This is a genomic window from Paenibacillus sp. N22P23 (assembly GCF_059383735.1).
This window is the reverse complement of the sequence record NZ_JBXENT010000012.1, coordinates 1-21,731: the sequence shown is the minus strand read 5'-3', so window position 1 is coordinate 21,731 and position 21,731 is coordinate 1. Positions and strand designations below refer to the sequence as shown.

Below are 21,731 nucleotides of genomic sequence, written 5' to 3'. Positions count from 1 at the left end.
CATTCGTATCGCGATCCTGGAGCGATGATTTTATAACTAGTGATAATAACGTTAATCGTGTCATTCCCCTTCGTTTCGGGGGCTGTCTATTTCCTTTATGATTAAAAAACCTGAGGGAGTAGATCGCGACTACCTCCTTTGAGCATTCACAATAAAACGGTAGTAGGAGGACGTCAGGAATGAAACGATTGAACAAGCTGATGGCGGTCGTATGCATGCTGGGGCTGCTTGCGTCCATTATCATCGTGAAGCCGGCACTGGCAAATGCGGCTGTTCATGCTGCCATCACGAGCGAGGATCTATTAAAAGTCGTTCCCTTTAACAGCAGCGGTAAGTTCACCGACACGTTGGATAGCTTGGATCATGTGGTCTATCAAACAGGAATAGCGCACAACGAGGGCTCTATTACAGGACCCGGGGAACTCATCTACAGCGCAGGAGACAGCGAGTTCGCCTATATCAAGATCGCGGCAACGTTTAATAAGTGGTCGCTTAATTTTGATGATAATGACTTGAAGGTCTATGAGACGGTGTATGACGAAGCGAGCAGCGGCTTCATAGACGGCAATGAAGTTAAGATGGCCAGACAGCTTCGTCCGGATATCATGAGCGATATTAGCAATGTAAAAGCAGATTATGTGTCCGGGCATATCACGCCGGGTACGAAATATGTGCATATCGTTCTTCCTAACGCCGATTTCTTCGCAGACAATCAGAAATACGGCGATTTTAGCGTGAACGACGTCACGTTCGGGAATGATCAGGCAGGCTATCATCCAATCGAGTACATGATCGATGACCTTTCAGCTCTCACCCATGTGGTGGATGGAGCTGATACAAGCAACCTCACTGTCAATGTAATGACAGACATCTGGGCCATACGTACGTTTGCAGCTCTATCTTTTGTGGAAAGGGCCGATGCCACAGTAGCAGATCAAGCATTAACCTATGCGGCTCCGAGCGGTAAACAAATCAATACGGTTTACGTGGAAGGCTATTATAATTTTATCCCTTCCAAAGCCTTCGAAGTTTGGACTTCGCAGGATGGCGTAACCTACAGCAATGCGACTTCAGCTAGCCATTACGCGGAATCTTCGTTCTCCTATAACGGGAACTGGAATGCCACCGTTCTTAAGATCAACAATTTGCCTGACGGAACAGGCTATGTTCAGGTGAGACTTCCGGCATACACCTCGGATGAGCTCTGGGGGATGCTGCATCCGCGCATGACCAAGGTAGCGCTCGGTATTGGCGAACCGGGAACTGCAGGCGGGACAGACCCGGCTGAACCGGCTGAACCAACGGACCCTGTGGATCCGCCTGTTACCTATCCGAAGGAAACGACCATTGCGTTTACGGAAAATCCAGTGAATGTAGATGGTGTAATGGAATCCGATGAGAACGGTACGCCGGCTGGAGATTGGCTGGGGGCTTCCGCCGAAGGAATTGAGGGCACAACGGATTCCAATGGGGATGCTCACAGCGCTAACGTTTACTTGCAATATGACCATGACAATCTGTATGTCGCAGCCCAAATTAAAGACCCTACTCCCATGATTAATGCCAATACTGGATCGAATATTTGGGGCGGCGACAATTTAGAAATCTTCCTCGGCACGGAAGATCTGGACTACAAGCTCTTTCCGAACAAGAAGCCTACGATGCTTCCAAGCGATGTTCAGGTTGTACTGAGTGGAGGCATCGACAATGGCCCTCAGTTTTACCTGTATCAGAACGGTGAGTTTACGACGCCGAATATTGAGATGAATGTTCACCCCGATGCAGATGGCAAAGGATATACCATTGAGGCTTCTATTCCGCTGAGCGCACTTGGAATCGAAGCGCCGTGGAATGACAAGCAGATCATCATGAACACGGTACTCAATGACGGAGGTTACGACAGAAGAGGACAGTGGGGCTGGACCACGAACGATGAAGCGTCGAAGAAAAGCAGAGGCCTGTGGGGACTGGCGTCATTCGAACCTACGGATGGACCGCAGCTGGAAATTTCCTCTACGGCTGCCGTTATCCCGGGCACCACGATAGTGACGGTCTCGGGGCAAACCACTCACGTGCAGGCTCAAGACGTGACCATTCTGGTTACAGACAGTGCCGGCAGCATCGCATATATCGACCAAGCACCAAGTACAGCCGAAGGTAGCTTTTCCTTTGAATTTCCAATCAATAGCGAATTGTTCAGCAGTGGATTGTATACGGTTACAGTCGGCGGAGACGGAATAAAGCGGACGTCATCGACGACGTTTGAGCTGACTTCGGATACGATCGCCCCTGCTGAGGCAACCAATGCTGCAATCACGGCAGGCGATGGCTCGCTAACCGTTACTTGGACGGAGCCGGGTGATCTTGATTATGATCACGCGCTCGTCAGTATTGAGGGACAACCACAGCAGGCATTAGCTGTAGAGAAAGGCGTTAAGCGTGCCGTGCTGAATGGCCTCACTAATGGAGAGGAATATACCGTTCTTCTTCAAAGTGTGGACCATACAGGTAATCAATCGAATGGGATTACGGTGAAAGGGACACCTAGAAAGGCTGCTACACCCGCTACAGGAGTGAGTAATGGGAATGTAGGATCATCAGCGAATCAGGGTGCCATCCTAATCGATCTAAAGGATAAGAAGCCAGATCAGAACCACAACCTCGTAGTTGAACTGGCGAAAGAAGCGGATACCTTATTGATTCATGCGGATCAGGTTTCACTTGTCGGGGATGGTTCTCTGCTCATTCATGCAGGAGACCAGACGATCTCCATTCCAGCTGCATTGCTTAAGGATGCGATGAAGTTAGCTGGCGGTTCCGATCTGTCCGGCTACCAGATCGCCATTCATCTTCATTCAGACGCCGACGATGAGCTGCAGCAAGCGAGTATCGCCAAGCTGCCAAGCAACGTCAAAGTGAACGCATTAGGGACTGCATCGAATGTAGCGATTTCTCTCGTTGCGAAAGACGGAAAGTCGACTGATTTGACTTCGTTCAGCAAGCCGGTATCGATCAAATTGCCGGTTAATGATCGTAATGCAGACAAAGAGCTTCTTGGTGTTTATTTCTACAACGAAGAGACAGGCAAGCTTGAATATGTGGGTGGTCAGCTTGACGAAGATGGCGCCATATCCACAGCGATTGCGAAGCCTGGTTACTATCAGGTTCTCGCGTATAACAAGTCGTACTCGGATGTGCCGGATGGTCATTGGGCCAAACGAGCTATTGAAGTCCTATCGGCTCAGCATGTCGTAAACGGAGTTACCGATACGGCCTTTGATCCTGCCAAGCCGATTACACGGGCAGCGTTTGCCGTATTAATGGCGAATGCACTCGATTTGAAGTCGTCAGGACCATCGGCATTCAAAGATATCGATCCTGCCAAATATTACGCAGACGCGGTGTCCGCCCTTGCTGAAGCGGGTCTAATTCATGGACGCGGAGACAATCAATTCGCTCCGGACGCTGTGATGACGCGAGAAGAAATCATCGTGCTGATCGTTCGTGCTTATGAGCATCAGTCAGGCATCCAACTAACGGCCGGAGACCATGTATTTACGGATGCCAAGCGCATATCGGAATGGGCGAAGGATGCTGTAAGCAAGGCGAAGGATGCCGGACTCATTAACGGCAAGCCGAATAACAGCCTTGATCCTGCAGCGGATAGCGCACGCGCGGAATGCGCGCAGATGATATACAACTTCTTGAAGTTGCTGACTTAAAGGGTCATAGGAGGGTTAAACGTGAAGGTTAAACGGTTGAGCACAAACCTAGTTACCAGATTGCTAGTTGCAATTCTATTCGTTACTTCGTTCGCGGGCCTATTGCCATCAACGAACACGGCAACTGCAGCTGACGGTACAACCTATTATGTAGATTCTGTTTCCGGCAGCGATAGCAATAGCGGTACAGATGCCGATGCACCATGGGCAAGCTTAGCTCATATCTCCGCAAGTGCTTCCATGTTCCAGCCAGGCGATCAGATACTGTTGAAGTCGGGCAGTGAGTGGTACGAATCGCTGGACGTCAACTTCTCCGGTACTGATGGCAGCCCGATTGTTATCGGCAAATACGGCGGCGATGCGAAGCCTGTCATTAATGGCGGAGGCGGAGGTCAAGCGGTACGCATTCAGAATCAGCAGTATATTACTGTAAGGGATTTGGAACTGACCAATTTCAACGCTGCGGATTATGAAGATTACGAGACCGCATACTACCGGCGTTCAGGCGTATGGGTTCAAGCGTTTCACGAAGGAACGATGAGCGGCATCAGCTTGATCGGCCTTGATATTCATGACGTTACCGGTATCTCGATCACGGGTGAAACGTCGGTACAGGATCCGGAAGGCAACTGGGTGAATAAGAACAGCAATGCCGCCATTATGGTTAATGCATGGGAATGGGAACAGAATGTACCCACGGATAAACATGCTATTTTCGATCAGCTAACGATTGAAGATTGCAACATTCATGACATTACCACGATCGGCATTTCAGTGGATGGGCATCCAAATCAAGATATACCCGAGCTGTACCATAAGAACGTCGTCATTCAGAACAACATCATTAATAAAACGGGCTCAGACGCCATTATCGTAGGGGTCTCCGATAATCCGCTCATTGCGTATAACGCGGCGTACGATGTGGGGATTAATTCGGTCGACGGCAAGTGGATTGCAGGGATATGGGTATGGAAAACCTTCGGTGCAACGGTGGAACATAACGAGGTTGCCCGCGTCCATTACCAGAACAGCGCATCCACGGACTCGAACGCATTCGATGTCGATATTTTGGCCCAGGGGGTTCACGTATTCCAGTACAATTACTCCCATGATAATGCCGGCGGATTTACGATGGACATGGGACAGAACAAGGACGGCATGAACATCTACCGTTACAACATCAGCCAAAATGACGCTCACCACGGTTTCTCCGGCAGCACGATGAACATTAACGACCCGTCGGTGTACTACAACAATGTGTTCTACAATGATAACGGCGATGGATTCGTCATCAAGAACAACACGAAGGCTGCGTTTACGAACAATATTTTCTATACCTCGAAGGGCAATAGTCCTTTCCCGGCAGGGCCGAAGTTTTACAATAACGATTTCTTCGGTTCAGCGCCTCCTGTTCAAGGGATAAACAACATGACCGTTGATCCGAAGTTTGTTGATCCGGGGAAAGGTCAAGACGGGATTAGCACGGTTGCCGGTTATAGGCTGCAGTCTGATTCTCCGTTAATTGGGGCAGGACGTGTGGTCGATCAGAACGGCGGTGAAGATTTCTGGGGAAATGAGCTGTACAAAGGCTCTCCGGATATCGGCGCTTTCGAAGATCAGAGCAGTGCGGCAGCGGATATAACTCCTCCAGCTATGCCTACTTCTCTTGCTGCTGCAGATATAACGGATACGACAGTAACCTTGTCCTGGCATGCGGCTGAGAACAATATTCCGCTTGATGGCGATATATTCGACGCAGCAACGGATACGAAGATCGCTTCGGTACAGCTCAGCAACACGGTGACACTGACTGGACTTACGCCGGATACGAGCTATTCCTATTCTATTGTGGCGAAGGATGCATCAGGGAACCAATCGCAGAAGAGCGCTACGCTGCAAGTGACAACAACCATTGCCGCTGCTATCGTAGACGATTCGGCAGCTGTGAAGACAGGAGCATGGAGCGCAGCTTCGGGCAATTCCTCCTATGATGCCGGTTATGTGACCATCGCTAAGGGAAGCGGGACAAATGCAGTAACATGGACGCCGAATCTAGCGAAAGACGGGTACTACGCCGTTTATTACTATTTGCCTGCCGGCTCCGGGAATCGGGCGTCTAATGCGCCATTCACCGTCCGGTTCGATGGCGGCTCGAAGACCTACTCGGTCAATGAACGCACGGAAGGCGGAACGTGGGTGCTGCTTGGCACGCATAAATTCCTTGCTGGCACAAGCGGCAATGTCGAAGTAACGGATAACGCCAATGGGGAAGTGGCAGCAGATGCCGTTAAATTCCTCTATCGTGACGGATTCGGTCCGGATCGCATTAGCAAAGTCGTTCTAACGGCCGATAAGCTGCAGTTGAAGCTCGGCGAAACGATGGGGCTTTCCGTAATGGGACTGAATGCAGCCGGAAACAGCGCGCTAGATTTGTTAGCAGAAGGTTATTCCGTAGACTTTCAGAGCGATAGTGATGCGGCGACCATCTCGGACACAGGCATCATTACGGGAGTGTCAGCTGGAACCTTACACATTACAGCATCCGTTACAATCAACGGAACAACATTTGTAAGCAGCCCTGCAACTGTCGTCGTAGGTCCTGGATTCGACGTGGAGGCACCGACGATTACGGATATAACAGGCAATGCCATAACGTCCTTCTCGCCTTTCGGGCTTGTCCAAGCTTCGACGAAGGTGCTCAATTCGACCGATAAGCAGAAGAATGTGACCCTCATCCTTGCCGTATACAATCAGAAAGGATTGTTGAAGACAAGCGCCGAGAACGTCATCATTAAGAGCTACGACAATGCTTCGTTGACAACATCGCTGGTCATGCCGGCGGTAGTGAAAGGCTGTTACTTGAAAGTGTTTGTGTGGGATGGCAAAGATGCCATGCATCCGCTGACAGCAATGACGGTCCACCCATAATAGGTTCAAGATGTACTGCATAAATTGCCCCGGGAGAAGGCTTTGGCCTTTTCCCGAGGCTTTTATAGCTCTTGGGTCAAGGAGAGTGAACGGGAATGAAAATAGCGAGTAAACCACCCAAGTCTCGACGGTTTCTTCAGAATCGAGTTGCAATCGGGCTTGCTGCAGCGGTGACGATCATGTTCGCTGTAGTGGGATTCAAGTATTCGACGTTTACGGACGCGGGGATTGACGACAGCGAAGTCGTAGCAACGATTAACGGAGAACCGTTAACTTATGGCGAATTTAGCTTGAGTTTGGCCAAGAATCGCTCCAAGGTATCGAGTTACTTCATAGTCAAGCACGATGCAGAGGCAGGCAAGCAGTTCTGGACGACGAATTATAAGGGGGAAGTTCCTGCAGAGAAGCTGAAGCAGGAGGCGCTGGCGGAATCGGTCACCGTCAAAATTCCGCAGCTGTTAGCCAAGCAGCAAGCCATTGTCACCGACATCTCCTATGCGGGCTTTCTTCGCAGCTTGGAAGCGGAGAATGAGAAGAGGGCGAAAGCGATTGCAAACAATCAGGACATTTTCGGGCCATTACACTATAATGAATCCGAATACTACAGTTTCGTTCAATCGAATCTGATTGGGGAGCTGCGGAAATCGGCAAATGAGCATAAACAATTGTCCGATGACGAACTCAAGCAGTACTATGAAACGCATAAAGGCAAGCTTTTCAATTTGCCGGATACCGTTACCGTACATAGAATCACGATTCAATCCGCGGATACCAAGCAAGCGCTGACGGATGTAAAGGCTGATCTTGCTTACGGTACGAGCATGAAGGATGCACTGGCTCCTTATGAAGGGGATGTCGTAGTAGAGGAGCAAGTATTTGATGCTGCAAGTGCTCATAGCGATACGCTTCCGAATACGGAATTGTATATCCAGCTGAAGTCGCTTAAACCGGGACAAACGACGGATGTTTTTCAAGAGAACGGAACGTACTGGATCGCGGAATGTGTGGAAAGGAAGAAAGGCGGCTATGTGCCGTTTGAAGATGTGAAGGAAGGCATTCGAAAGGATCTGGCCGGACAATCATTTGACCAGAGGGTAGATGAACTTGTTCGGGATGCATCGGTTGTGATTCATCACGAGATCTATGACCGAATTGAGGTCGGCTGACTTACGCAGAGAGAGGTTACCCGGATGAACCAGAAGAAAACATTGCGTTTCAAATTCATACTCGGTTTTTTTATCGTCACGACACCGTTAATTTTCTTTCTGTTCTATAATAACTTCTATGCGATGAATGTTGTCCGTACCGAGGTATCCCAGTCCTATTACAATTTCCTTGAAACGCAGGTTGCGTCTCTCGATCAAACCTTGGAGGAAACGAACAATTATATCCTGCGTCTGGGAAGCAGCGATTTCTCCTACACCAATTTGATACCGCTTACTTTATATCCGAAGGAAAGCGGCGATTATTTTATGGCGAAGCAATGGTTATTGCGTAAGTTCGATGACGACCTTAGCGTCTATAAAGGAATCGAAACCTTCTTCGTCTATTCGCAGAAAAACAACGATATGATCAGCGTGAAGAAGAGCTACGAAGATACCCAGGAATTTGACGGCGTTCTCTATTCTTTCTTTGAACAGAATACGGACAACATGGATACGCAGAATTGGACGGTCACCTCATGGAACGAAAGATATTATTTGGTGCGCGTGATTCCAATTAGCCCTAAAGAAGACAATCGGGAGCTTTACGTCGGGGCTTTAATCGATATCGATCACTTGATCCAACCGCTCCAGCAGTCCAATTTCGGGAACAGCGGGAAAGAACTGCTGCTCATGTCCAGCAAAGGCGCATCCCTGATCGAGACGACCCTGTCTAAGGATAACGTAAATGAAATCGTGAATAAGCTGGAGCACAACGAGATGAAATACATTTCGTTCACGAAGTCATCGAGCGGAAACAAGTATATGCTTGTCGGCCTCCCGTTTCAATTTGCGCCGATGAGCCTCGCTGTCTTCATTCCAGAGAAAATCGTGCTGCAGAAGCTGTTATATTTTCAACGCTTGCTCTACCTGCTTCCCATCGGATTAATCATCATTCTTGCCTTTTATTTGCTATTTGTGAAAAATGTACTGCTGCAGCCGATGAACATTCTGATTAAAGGGATGCAGAGCATTGGCCGGGGGAATTTGGATGTAAGAATCGGCGACAATTCAACGAAGGAATTCTCGTTCTTGGTGGAGACGTTTAACAAAATGGTCTCGCAAATTCAAAGCTTGAAAATTAACGTTTACGAGGAAATGCTGCGAGCGCAGAAGGCGGAATTCAATCATTTGCAAGCGCAAATTAATCCGCATTTCTATTTAAACTCTTTAAATATTATTTTTAGCCTCTCCGTGCTGGAAGAGAATCGTCTCGTTCAAAAAATGACAGAGCATTTGGGCGATTATTTCCGCTTCATTACACGTTCCCATCGGGATACCATAACGCTCGCTGAAGAGATCAGGCATATCGAGAATTATTTGGAAATCCAGAAACTTAGATTCCCGGATAAGCTGACTTTCCAGATCTCACTTCCTGATCCCTACAAGTCCCATCCGATTTCTCCTTTAATCGTGCAGCCGTTTGTTGAGAATGCGATTATACATGGCATGGATAAAGGCAAGGCGATATTTCATATTTCGATTTCGGTGCAGCCATCGGAGGAGAGGCCGGATTGCTATGAAGTGCGTATTAGTGACAATGGAAAAGGGTTTACGGCTGAGAAATTACAGCTGTTTCAGGCCGGTCACTATGCAGAAGGCCACGGCTCCGGAGATAAGCATTTGGGGATCTGGAACGTACACCACCGCTTGCGTATGAAGTATGGCGAGCAATGCAGCATCTTGTTCGAGAATGGCGCCCAGAAAGGGGCGGTTATTCGTTTAGTCATTCCAAACCAACAGGCTTTAGAAGATTAGGGGGCTAACTAGATGTATAACTTGCTCATCGTAGATGATGAAGTATATGCGATTAAAGCGTTGCTTAAAGGGATCGATTGGAACAGCTTGGGGTACAGCAAGGTATACAGCGCCTATGATGCAGATGAAGCGATGGACATCATTCGAACCGAGAACATCGATATCATGCTCTGTGATATTGAAATGCCCGATTGCAACGGACTGGATCTGGTTGAACGGGTAAGAGAGCAGAACCCGTTGATGGTTACGGTATTCTTGACGGGACATGCAGACTTCGCGTACGCACAGCAGGCCATTCGTCTGGGAAGCTATGAATATTTACTGAAGCCGGTCAACTATGATCAGCTAAGGACAGTTATGGTGAAAGTTCAGGATCGGCTGGAGGAAATGAGGAAGGTCGAGAAATTCGATGAACGGTTCCAAACCTACGAGAAGCTGTGGGAGAAGCAGAAGCCGCTGCTGACAGAGCGGTTCTGGCAGGATATATTAGCGCAGCGGCTTATTCCGACCGCTGACAATTTGAAGCAGCAGCTGCCTGCCTACAATTTCTCATTTGATCCGAATACACGCATTTTGCCGATTTTGCTTAGTGTCGAGATGTGGAGTCAGGAATTCACGCTGCGTGATGAAGAAATAATGGAGTATGCCCTGCGTAACGCGGCAGCAGAGCTGTTTCTGCAGGCACGTGAAGGAGACGTGATCCAAGATCGGAACGGCCTTCATTTCATACTCATCTATTTGGCAGATGGCTTTGAACCTGATCGAGATGATTTGCAAGCGAAGTGCCAAGAATACATTGAAGTGTGTTCACGGCTGTTCTATTGCAGCTTGTCTTGTTATATTGGCGGCCCTGTAAAGATAAGTGAGTTATCAGATAGTTATCATGCCTTGCTGGAGCTTGAGGCTCGCAACATCGTACATACGAAGGTAGTCCAGTTCAAGCAAGAAACCAAAGGAAGCCCAGCGCCTGCTCACAGTAAGGCACCCGTACATATAGAAAGCGCGGATTGGCTGGTCTTGTTCGAGCTAGGCAAGAAAGAGGAGCTGATGAAGCGGTTGGAGGCCGTGTTGACCGAGCTCCAGGAGGATCAATCGATTACAGCGGAAACGATTGGTGGACTCTATCACTCCATCTTACATATGGTCTACCAAGTCTCGCACAAACGTGGCCGGTCTATAACAGAGATGCTGGGAACCGGAAAGTGGTTAGGAGATCCATCTGCTACCCGTTCCATTTCCCATTTCAAAGTATGGGCTACACGCGTTATTAGTGCCGGCGTTGATTATATGCAGCAGCGGCAAATGGACAGCTCGTCGATTATCGAGAAAATCAAGCAGTATGTCCGAGCGAACTTGAAGGATGTCATGAGGGAAGATATTGCCTCCCATGTCCATTTGAATTCGGCTTATCTGTCACGGCTGTTCAAGAAAGAAACAGGCGAAACCTTAATGGACTATATTATTTACGTCAGAATGAACCAAGCTAAAGTGATGCTGACCGAATCGAATGCGAAGATCAGCGAAATCTGCGAATTGATGGGGTATGACAACTTCTCTCATTTCAGCAAAATATTCAAAAAACAAGTTGGCGTTCATCCGCAGGAGTATCGCAAACGATTCCAAACGATAGACAAATAAGAACACCAATAAACCCTTGCTGAGCCTGTCATGGCTCAGCAAGGGTTTATTTGTAGTTCCGGATATAGCCGTCATAATAACGGCAATGATGTCATTCCACTTCGTAGCAACCCTATTTATGTAACTCTATAATAAGGATAACAGATAAGAGCAACGAGAAAGAAGGTGAAAGTAATGGGGAATAAACCCATTAAAGAAAGAAAAAAGTTATCGCTACTAAAAAAAATGCATCAAAATCGATATTTGTTACTAATGTTATTGCCGGGTTGCATTTATCTCATTATTAACAATTATATTCCAATGCTCGGATCAGTAGTCGCCTTTAAAAGCATCAACTATGCATTAGGCTACTTGAAAAGTCCGTGGGTTGGATTCGACAACTTCAAGTTTCTATTTAACTCCAGCGACGCATGGGTCATTACACGAAACACAATCTTGTACAATCTAGTATTTATCGTACTTACGCTGGTCAGCGCCGTTACATTTGCGATCATGCTGAATGAACTTCGAAATCGCTTCTTCTCGAATCTGTATCAGAGCGTCATGTTTCTCCCTTACTTTCTGTCGGCGGTTGTTGTCGGCTATCTCGGCTATTCGATGCTGAGTCAGGAATATGGCTTCATTAATACCTTCATCCTGGTCCCGCTCGGCATTGAACCGATTGCTTGGTATAGCGAGCCGAAGTACTGGCCGTTCATCTTACCGATCGTCTACATCTGGAAGAACGTCGGATACTCCATCGTCATTTATCTGGCGGCTATTATTAGTATCGATAAGGAATATTATGAGGCTGCCATTACCGACGGCGCGAGCAAATGGCAGCTGATCCGAAATATTACACTGCCTTCCATCAGACCGATGATGATTATCCTGACTTTGCTGGCGATCGGTCATATCTTAAATGCAGATTTCGGCTTGTTCTATCAATTGCCGCTGGATGCGGGAGCCTTGTACTCCACAACAAACGTTATCGATACGTACGTATACCGGGCTTTGATTCGATTAGGGGATACCGGAATGTCGTCGGCTGCAGGCTTGTATCAAGCAGTGGTCGGATTCATTCTAGTCGTGAGTGTGAATTTCCTGGTGCGCAAAATAGACAAAGAGAACGCACTCTTTTAGAACGGAGGAGAAGAATCTTGGATACCACAACTTCAGTGAAATACTCGTTGCATGACGAAGGATCCGCAGTAAGTAGAAACCCGCGTGATATACTAGCTGTCTCACCGCAGAGCAATGTCATTCTAAATGTATTATTTATCCTTTACGGTTGTCTGTGTCTCCTTCCGATATTGTTAGTTGTAGGCGTGTCCTTCTCGGACGAGAAAATGATCGCGCTTCATGGCTATAAATTGATTCCCGAGAAATTCAGCTTGTCCGCGTACAAGTACTTATGGTTCGATATTCACAGTATTATTACGGCTTATGGGATCTCGATCGTTGTAACGGTTGTAGGGACTATTGCAGGACTCTTGATGACGGTGCTGTTCGCTTATCCATTATCCAGGAAAGACTTTCACTATCGCGGATTCTTCTCCTTCTTTATTTTCTTCACCATGATATTCAACGGCGGTCTTGTCCCTTGGTACCTGGTGTATACGAATGTGCTGCATCTGAAGGATACGATCTTCGCCTTGATCATACCGGGGCTATTGATGAATGCGTTCTACGTCATCATTATGAGAACGTTCTTTCAAACGACGATTCATCCCTCTATCATCGAATCCGCTAGTATAGAAGGAGCGGGGGAAGGCAGAATTCTCGTCCAAATTATTATCCCTTTATCGCTTCCTGTCTTTGCAACGATTGGTTTGTTCTACTCGCTCGGGTACTGGAACGGCTGGTATAACAGCCTGATCTTCATCAACAATGACAAGATCATTAATCTTCAGTACATGATGTACAAGGTTCTCATGAACCTGCAGTTCTTGCTAGCTAACGCCCAGGCAGGCTCCGGACCCAGTTCGACTGAACTTGCGAATTTACCGAATGAAACCGTTCGAATGGCCATGTGTATTGTTGGTACCGGGCCGATGGTGTTCGCCTATCCATTCTTTCAGAAGTATTTTGTGAGAGGTTTGACTGTAGGAGCTGTCAAAGGCTAAACCTAGCAAAGCTAGTTAGCATATATAAATATATTCAGGAGGGTTCATATGAAGACAAAGAATAAGGCACTTCCACTCGTTGTGGCATCTCTGGTTTCGGCATCTGTTTTATTGACAGGCTGCGGAGGAAATAACGAACCGAACGCAAACAGTCAGCAGACTACAAACGATTCGAAGCAAGAAGCAACAACGACTAATGAGACAACCGCCAATGAGTCCTCCACGAAACCGGAGCTCGCTCCGTACAAACTCAAGATGGTTGTGCCTGGTGGAGCAGTGCCGAAGGATTTGGCTTTGGTCAATGAAGAGATCAGTAAATATTTGAAAGACAAAATCAACGCGTCGTTCGAATTGGACGTCATTGACTGGGGCAGCTGGCAAGACAAGGTTAATTTGAAGTTTGCCTCGAGCGAGCAATTCGATTTGCTTCAAACGATGAACTGGGATAACTTCGGCACGAAAATTCAACAAGGCAACATTATTGATCTGACCGAATTGATGGACAAGAATGCACCTGATTTGAAAAATGTGATCAATCCGGCTCTATTGGAAGGGTCTAAGGTTAACGGACGCAACTATGGCATACCGATCAACAAAGAACTCGCCAGCCAAGCCGGCGTCATGCTCCGCAAAGATCTGGTAGATAAATACAAGATCGACATTGCCCAGATCAAAAAGGTTGAAGACTTAGAACCGATTTATCAAATGATTAAAGACAAAGAACCCGGCGTAGTGCCGCTCTACTTGAACAAAGATACAAGTGTGGACTGGATTTATAGCCCGATGAATTTTGAAGATCTAGGCGATAGCAGCCCGGGATCGGTCGTTCGCGGGGCCAATGATTTTAAAGTCGTCTCCGGCATTGAAACGCCTCAAGTAAAAGCGGAATTGGATTTGGCGCGCAAATGGTTTATGGCTGATTTTGTGAATAAGGATGCCGCTACTGCCGCAGATATTTCCGGAGCGCTGAAAGCAGGCAAAGCTTTCTCTTACGTGCAGCAGCTGAAACCTGGTAAAGATGCCGAGGATAGTCTGGCTCATGGGGTTGAATGGGTACAGGTCGAGCTAACGAAGCCAATCGTTAGAACGGCGGACACGACAGGCTCGATGACATCGATCTCCAGAACGTCGAAAGACCCGGATCGTGCGATGATGTTCCTGAACCTTCTTTACACAGACAAATACCTAGTCAACCTGATTGCATTCGGTATTGAAGGCAAGCATTTCGTGAAGAAAAGCGATAACGTGATCGACTTCCCAGAAGGCTTAGATGGTGCAACATCGGGCTACGTGCTGAATGGCGCTTGGATGTTCGGCAATCAGTTTAACGATTACCTGTGGGCGAATGAAAATCCGAATAAATGGGACAATTTCTTGAAGTTCAATGAATCCGCGGAGAAATCAAGCGTGCTTGGCTTTGTCTTTAACCCGGAGCCGGTGAAGAATGAGATTGCCGCATTCAACAATGCGAAGAAGGAATTCGAGCCTGCATTGTTCACGGGAACTGTTGATCCGAACGAATTCTTGCCTAAATACATTAACAAGCTGAAATCAATCGGTGTTGACAAAATCATTGCCGAGAAGCAAAAGCAGCTGGATGAATGGGTGAAAGCAACGAAGTAATCATAAGTAGTTCTTCATACAATCTCAAAGGCTGACGCTCTTCGGAGCGTTAGCCTTATTTATACCAAGGAGGAATACGATGGCTCATCAAGTGCTTAGCTCTGAGCAAATGGAGCATTTTATGGAACGAGGCTGGGTAAAGGTCGAGCAGGCCTTTCCGCGAGAAACGGCGCTCTCTTGCCAGCAGTTCCTTTGGGGAAAGCTCCGAGAGAGAGGGATTATGCAAGAAGATCGGGCGACTTGGACGAAGCCGATGATTTACATGCAGGAAGCGTATCGTAGTCCGGCGTTCGACCAATGCAACACGCTGAGGATGGCGACTGCAATCGAAGAGTTGATCGGCAGAGATCGATGGACGGATAAAGGCGTGTATGGCATCGACGAGATTCATTCGACTTGGGGGTGGTGGCCGGTTAATTTTGCGCTTGGGGCAGAGAAGGCGTGGACGATTCCTACGGAAGGCTGGCATTGGGACGGTGCTCATTTCCGCCATTATGTAGATAGCCCGGAACAGGGTTTGCTTTGCCTCTGCATGTTCTCCGAAACCGCTCCCCGTGGCGGCGGTACTCTCGTACTTGAAGGGTCACATAAACTGGTGGCTCGTTTCTTGGATCAGCATCCCGAAGGTCTCGAATCGCAGACTGCGATTGATGCCTTAAGCATGCAGCATCCATACTTAGCCGAATTGACGGGAATAGCGGGCAGCTCGGAAGCTTCCGCAGAGGATCGCATTCATAAGTTTATGACTGCTTGGCATACAGATGCAGAAGGCATCCGTCTGCGTGTCGTTGAAATGACCGGCTCTCCAGGCGATGTCATTCTATGTCATCCCTTTCTCTACCATACATCATCACAGAACCATAACGGCCTTCCACGCTTCATGTGCAATCGAACAACACCTCTTAAAGAACGGATGAACTTGAATAGAGAAGATGTTCGTGATTACTCTCCATTAGAGATGAGCATACGGCAAGCATTGAGCGATAGGGAGACTACATAATGACCACTAAACCTGCAACGGCGGCGATTAGCTGCGAAGATTCTTTTATTAAGATCCATGGCAAGAGCAGACTGGTTATCTCCGGAGAATTGTCTTATTTCAAACTGGATCCGCTGGAATGGGAGGATCGAATCCGCAAATTAAAGGCGAATCTCCTAAATGGAATCAGCACCTATATCCCATGGGGGCTGCATGAGCAAGAGAAGGGACTGTTCACCTTCGCGGATCGCTGGGATATTCTTCGATTCGCGGAGCTGACGCAGCAGCATCAACTATTCGGCATTCTAAAACCAAGCGGGTATGTATGCGATGAAATATCGGGCGGCGGATTCCCGAGCTGGATATGGTCGGAAGAGGTTAGAACGAGAACGAGCGACCCCGCGTTTCTATTCTATCTGGATCGATGGCTAGAGACGATTACGCCGCTGCTTAAAGGCACTCAAATCACAGAGGGCGGCCATACCATACTCTGGCAGGTCGAGAACGAATTCGGTTATGGAAACAAACCGTATTTGCTTAGCTTAGTCCGTAAGGTACATGAGCTCGGCATCGAGGTGCCGATCGTGCTGAATAATGGGCACTATTATGAGGAAGAGGGACTGCTGGGCGCTTTTGATTTTTATCCCACGCCTGCTCCGGATCAGTTAAGGGAAGTCGCTGCCCATATGCAGGATTATCGCAAAACACATCCAAGCAAGCCAATCTTTAGCCAGGAGTTTGAAGCGGGTTGGCTAAACACGGCTCTGCATCCGGACGTCACCACAATGGGACATTTGCCTCGCGTATGGTTGGAAAGCCTGACCAAACTAGCTTTCATAAACGGCTGTGCCGGCCTGAACTACTTCATGTTTTCCGGTGGTACGGATCCCGGGATGCAGCCGGCCAAGTTTTTCCCGAATCGCTACTATAATGAAGCGGCGATCGAAGAATGGGGCGAGCTCGGAGAGCTGTACTACCGTTATAAGACAACGCATGCGCAGCTGCTTTCCTTTGAGTCCCTGCTTGTGGAAGAGCCGGCAATCCTGACAGACACGGAAGCTTATATAGAGGGTATTCCATCCGAGATCCTAGCCATCATCCGCGGAAACGAAGAGATGAAGCAGGGGCAGTTGGTTTCGTTAAGCAATGCTTCTAATGAAGTGCAATCTTTTACTTGGGCGTCGGCATTACTTGGGCTATTCCCATCGAGAACCTTGCTGCAGCCGTTGGAAACGAGGATATACCCGCTAAACTTCCAATTGAACAACAACTTAAAGTGGATTCATTCCTCGGCAGAGTTGCTCTATAAGGATTCGGGAGTGTGTGTTCTATTTGGCGATCCGAATCAGGCGAACCAATTGAAACTGCTGTGGGGCAGCGAGCTTCCACCGAATATATCCGACTCCGGAGCGGTGAGGACGGAATGGGATGCTCAGGAATTAACGGTGTCTTTCACCCATCAAATGGAAGACCAATGGATTAGCTTGGATGCGTATCGCATCCTCATTCTTTCGCGTGACCGGGCTATGCATACCTGGTTCGGGGCTGAAGCCGATGGCGAGCGGGATATACTTGTTTCGGATCTTTACTATGCGGAGTGGTCGGATTCAGCTGCTGATCAAATTCGCGTAGAAGCGGAGCCAGGCAGAACGCATGCGCTAACCTTGGTTCGCAGCGCGGATGGCTCCATGCAGCAAATGGATTATACAGCACCTCATGGCGAACAAGAATCCAACGATCTTCAGGTTATCGAAATGAAACAGTGGCAAATTTGCCGGGACTGGGAGACGAGCTTTCTATCCTCACAGGTTGCGACGACTACGAAAACCAGCTTAGGCATTCCTTTTGAGAAAAACGGGCATGCGGATTGCGGATATGCGGTTTATAGCAGCGAATGGATAAGTGACGGCGGGGAGCAGCAGCTGCTGATACCGGAGATCAACGATTACTTCGATTTGCGCATCAATGATCAATGGGTTGCTTCGGGAAGACGCACGATGCAGCTTCAACTAACGAATCTGATTAACGGCAAGAACCGGTTAACTTTACGCTGCTACTCCACGGGGCACGACAAGGATATGGCTTTGAACCCGGCTTTAAGCGGAATGATGCTGCCCTTGTATGTTGGTGCGCTCCATTACGAAGAGCTCGTGAGCTGGGAACAGAAACAGTTGTTCACCAAGGAAGAGAAGGACGCGTTCTTCGAGGAAAGGGATCAATTACTCTCCTTCCATGATGATGACCATGCTCGGGAAATCGGTATCGATATCGCGGCTCTGAGCGAGGGGACCGAGAATTGGTCTACTTTCAAGTTTGGTTCAGAAGGCAGCATGATCAAAGACGCCAACGTTGATTTTACAGGTTCAGGTGAAGTCTTGAATCGAACCCATTTCTATGCGGATGCCAAATACGCCGGTAATCGCGTCCTGCTAGAGATCAGAGATGCGGATTTAATCTACGCCCTTTATGTGAACGGCAAGCATCTCGCTGCGATTTGGCAAGGATGGAGTGCGTGGGGATTCGAGAATAGTCCGAAATACTGGGATATCACTTCGATGATCCGATTCGGCGAAGACAATCAGATCTTATTGCGCTGTCTCATGGGTCCCAGAGGCGGAGGTGTCCTTCAACCTGCGAGTATTTCCTTCTATAAAGACGCAATTGAGGGAGAAGCGAGCTTCACCCCATTGGCATCAGGCATTCAAGCTGCGCTCGAGGGGGAGCTCGGTACGTATGAAGAAGTAAGCTTGAACAGCAGCTCCAGCTCGCAACCGACAGGTTCCTTAAATATCGCTAAGAGTCAATTCTCATACTCGGAGCATGATGATTTGGTTAGCCCCCTGTACGTCGAATTGAATGATATCCACGATTTGACGTTGATTTATGTGAATGGTGAACTTATCGGCAAGTATTATCCTGGCGGCCATCAGCGAAGATTTTATCTCTGGCGTTCATGGCTGAAGGAAGGGAGCAACGAGTTGGCGCTCGTGGGCAAACTTACTGCTTCACCGCAAACTAGCATCAAGGTCGGCCGGTATCATGTGAAGGTACGAGATACGATAACATTCCGTTAAACGAAACAACCCTCCGTCAGCGTGAACTGATGGAGGGTTATTTTAGTATCTGCCTGAATTATTTTACGTAAACGCGGAAGTAATCTAGGGAGAACACCGCCGGGAACGAAGCTGCAACCGGGTTGTTGTTCGTGTTTCCACCCATAGCCAGGTTGATTAGAACTTGTGGAGCCGGTCCATCCCATCTGAAGAGCGTTCCTTTAACTAAGGTGCCATCCACCCACTTCTGGAGGTTGCCTTCCTTCCAGATCAGGGTATAGAGATGATAGTCATCCGAGAAATCCGTTCCCGGATGCCATACCCATTGATTGGTCATGATGCTGTAATAATCCGAGAATACGCCGGCCCCATGATCAAATCCCGTCCAGTCATACGTATTCTGTGTTGGCGTATCGAAGAATTCGACGATATCGATCTCAGAACTGGTTGACCCTGCACCGCCGGGGGAATACAGCCAGAATGCCGGCCATGCTCCGACTTTTTTAGGGATTTTTGCTCTTAGCTGAAAGATATACGTTTTCCCGTCATACGGATAAAAGGTTTCCTTCGTGGTGATCTGACCGCTGCTTATTCCTCCGTCATATACACCGCCTAAGTTTGGTGTTGCCGTTAATTCCAGCGTCGTAGACGTTAAATGGTGATTGGTAGCATTAATAGGTTGATACCGCTGCCATTCATTGTTAATGACCGTTGTTCCTGCAACGCCATAAGCATTGAATGAATTGGTTAGCGCTGTAAGACTGTTCGTGTTGCGTGTTGTACCAAAGGAGTAGTCTCTCAATAGCGTGTACCCGGTAAGATCCGGTCCGGTTGGAGGCGGGGTTGTTGTAGTCGTTGTCACTACATTCGGTATCGTTGTTCCTTCCTTCGTAGAGAAAGTGACTTCCCCCCCGGAGATGCCTTTTAAGATAATCGAATAGGTTCCATTGGCGTTAATAAGCGATTGGACATTGAAAGAATAAACGGTTCCTGCAACAAAGGTCGTATTCTTCGAATCAAGCAACGAACCTAGAGCAGGTTGGTTATTCCATGCAAGGGTTGACTGATTCCAAGTCGTATTACCCGTCCCTGCGTATGCACCAATATTCGCGGTTCCGCCTGTGATGCACTTCACATTCAGAACGGCAGAAGTAATCGTGCCTGAGTTACTGACATTAAATTTCAAATACGATCGTTTGTCTTGGCCAACATTCACACCCATTGTGGCGTCTGTCGGACCTATTAAACTTGTTCCCCACATGGTTGCATCATCAGATGCATTACTGGTTACGGTAGCCGCATTGGCTTCTTTGTTATCCACCATGAAGAAAGTAGACAGAACCATTAACATAACCAGAGTAGACACGATAAACGATTTACTCTTCTTCATCATTCGCACCTCCAATTTTTCACTCTAAAATGATACCGCTTACATAAGTAAGAGCCATTTCGCTTTCCGAGATATGCTTCCACTCCTTTCCGAGGTTGTGTAACGCGTGACTGGCATCATTACTATATAACGGAGATCTTAGCCGCAACAACGAACTGATGTGACCCGGGTGACGTTATTATGACTACCTGGCGGATCCAATGATATCGGACACTCATTCTAGATCTGATTTACAATGTGTTGTATAGTTGACAATAAATAGAGTTAGCTAGAGAGGATGAGGCAAGATGGGTCATGCCAAGGATCAGATCGATCCCCGTATTCTTCGCACGAGGCGGCTGCTTCGGGATGCTTTCATTGAATTGCTGCAAGAGATGGAGCTTGAGAAAATATCGGTTAATCGTCTCGCGGAGCGTGCCACGCTCAATCGAGTTACGTTCTATCTGCATTATCGGGACATGCCGGATATGCTGGAGAAATTGGCTGACGATATGATTGATGATATCACTTCGATTATCAATGCGCCTATACCGAAACGGAGCGCTGCTGCTGAAGAAGTGGAATGGCCGGTATTGGTGAATTTACTAGAGCACATCGCAGATAATTTCAAGTTCTATAAAGTCATTCTTGCCACGAAACGAACGACGGTCTTTACGGAACGGCTGCTAAAGCTGTTGACGAAGTTGATTACCGAGAAGATCGAAAGCTCAGGATATGATCGCGATTTCGCCGCCTCGGGGATTCACAAGGATATTGCAATTTGGTACAGCTCCTCGGCCATGATCGGTACGATCATCTCTTGGCTTCGTAACGACATGCCGTATACGCCGGTTTTTCTAACGAAGCAATTGTCCTTACTGCGTCAATATAAGCAGACGAAGTCGTAGCATTTGGTCATTCTAGGAGATTGTAGCCGGGGTGGCCGTTTAGCCTATCTAATGAAAGGGTATAAGTATTCTATCAGCTTGAAAATTAATTTCAAAAAACAGTTGCGCTCCGCTATTCATCCATGGTATATTCTATTTCTGCCTCCGAGACATCAACTTGGAAGCGGTGATCGAGACAAAACAAGTTGAAAAATAAAGCTTGCAATCATGTTTCGCATCATGATATACTCTAATTCCGGTCATGAGCCGGAAGGAAATAAACCAAGTATTTGTTCTTTGAAAACTGAACAATGAGCGACCAGTCAAATGGTCATAAATCGCAGAAGTAACATTCTGCAAAGCTAGTTTTTTGAATGAGCTAACAAGCGAATTCTTAAAAATGGCCAAGCCTTCGGGCTTACCACTTTTATGGAGAGTTTGATCCTGGCTCAGGACGAACGCTGGCG

Annotated in this window: 12 protein-coding genes; 11 read left to right on the top strand and 1 reads right to left on the bottom strand. The window is 47.8% G+C overall.

What is annotated here, in order from left to right:
* Positions 1–179: 179 nt before the first annotated feature.
* From AC506A_RS27935 to AC506A_RS27890, 10 genes are all read left to right on the top strand, one after another.
* Entirely contained in the window at positions 180–3,722 is a 3,543-nt protein-coding gene (locus AC506A_RS27935) for an S-layer homology domain-containing protein (protein WP_495464288.1), read from the top strand.
* Positions 3,723–3,743: 21 nt separating this feature from the next.
* Entirely contained in the window at positions 3,744–6,650 is a 2,907-nt protein-coding gene (locus AC506A_RS27930) for a golvesin C-terminal-like domain-containing protein (RefSeq protein WP_495464287.1), read from the top strand.
* 95 nt (positions 6,651–6,745) lie between these two features.
* Positions 6,746–7,816 carry a peptidyl-prolyl cis-trans isomerase gene (locus AC506A_RS27925; RefSeq protein WP_495464286.1) on the top strand — a complete coding sequence of 357 codons (1,071 nt, stop codon included), beginning with the start codon at positions 6,746–6,748 and terminating at the stop codon, positions 7,814–7,816.
* Positions 7,817–7,840: 24 nt separating this feature from the next.
* Entirely contained in the window at positions 7,841–9,610 is a 1,770-nt protein-coding gene (locus AC506A_RS27920) for a sensor histidine kinase (protein WP_495464285.1), read from the top strand.
* 12 nt (positions 9,611–9,622) lie between these two features.
* Positions 9,623–11,248, top strand: a complete 1,626-nt coding sequence (locus tag AC506A_RS27915; RefSeq protein WP_495464284.1) for a response regulator transcription factor — start codon at positions 9,623–9,625, stop codon at positions 11,246–11,248.
* Positions 11,249–11,548: 300 nt separating this feature from the next.
* A complete protein-coding gene (locus tag AC506A_RS27910) occupies positions 11,549–12,370 on the top strand; it encodes an ABC transporter permease (RefSeq protein ID WP_495464283.1) in 822 nt (273 codons plus the stop codon).
* A gap of 17 nt (positions 12,371–12,387) precedes the next feature.
* Positions 12,388–13,353 (top strand): carbohydrate ABC transporter permease, encoded by a 966-nt coding sequence (locus AC506A_RS27905; protein ID WP_495464282.1) that lies wholly within the window; start codon positions 12,388–12,390, stop codon positions 13,351–13,353.
* A 48-nt stretch (positions 13,354–13,401) separates the two neighbouring features.
* Positions 13,402–14,976 carry an ABC transporter substrate-binding protein gene (locus AC506A_RS27900; RefSeq protein WP_495464281.1) on the top strand — a complete coding sequence of 525 codons (1,575 nt, stop codon included), beginning with the start codon at positions 13,402–13,404 and terminating at the stop codon, positions 14,974–14,976.
* A 79-nt stretch (positions 14,977–15,055) separates the two neighbouring features.
* Positions 15,056–15,976 carry a phytanoyl-CoA dioxygenase family protein gene (locus AC506A_RS27895; RefSeq protein WP_495464280.1) on the top strand — a complete coding sequence of 307 codons (921 nt, stop codon included), beginning with the start codon at positions 15,056–15,058 and terminating at the stop codon, positions 15,974–15,976.
* Complete coding sequence (locus tag AC506A_RS27890) at positions 15,976–19,029, top strand: beta-galactosidase (protein ID WP_495464279.1); 3,054 nt, start codon at positions 15,976–15,978, stop codon at positions 19,027–19,029. The genes AC506A_RS27895 and AC506A_RS27890 overlap by 1 nt, the downstream gene beginning before the upstream one ends.
* 58 nt (positions 19,030–19,087) lie before the next feature.
* Here AC506A_RS27890 and AC506A_RS27885 read toward each other — a convergent pair whose 3' ends face one another.
* Positions 19,088–20,401: a CBM96 family carbohydrate-binding protein gene (locus tag AC506A_RS27885; protein ID WP_495464278.1), complete on the bottom strand. Its 1,314-nt coding sequence runs from the start codon at positions 20,399–20,401 to the stop codon at positions 19,088–19,090.
* Positions 20,402–20,685: 284 nt separating this feature from the next.
* Between AC506A_RS27885 and AC506A_RS27880 the strand changes: the two genes are divergently transcribed.
* Positions 20,686–21,285: a TetR/AcrR family transcriptional regulator gene (locus AC506A_RS27880; protein WP_495464277.1), complete on the top strand. Its 600-nt coding sequence runs from the start codon at positions 20,686–20,688 to the stop codon at positions 21,283–21,285.
* The last annotated feature ends 446 nt before the right edge of the window (positions 21,286–21,731 follow it).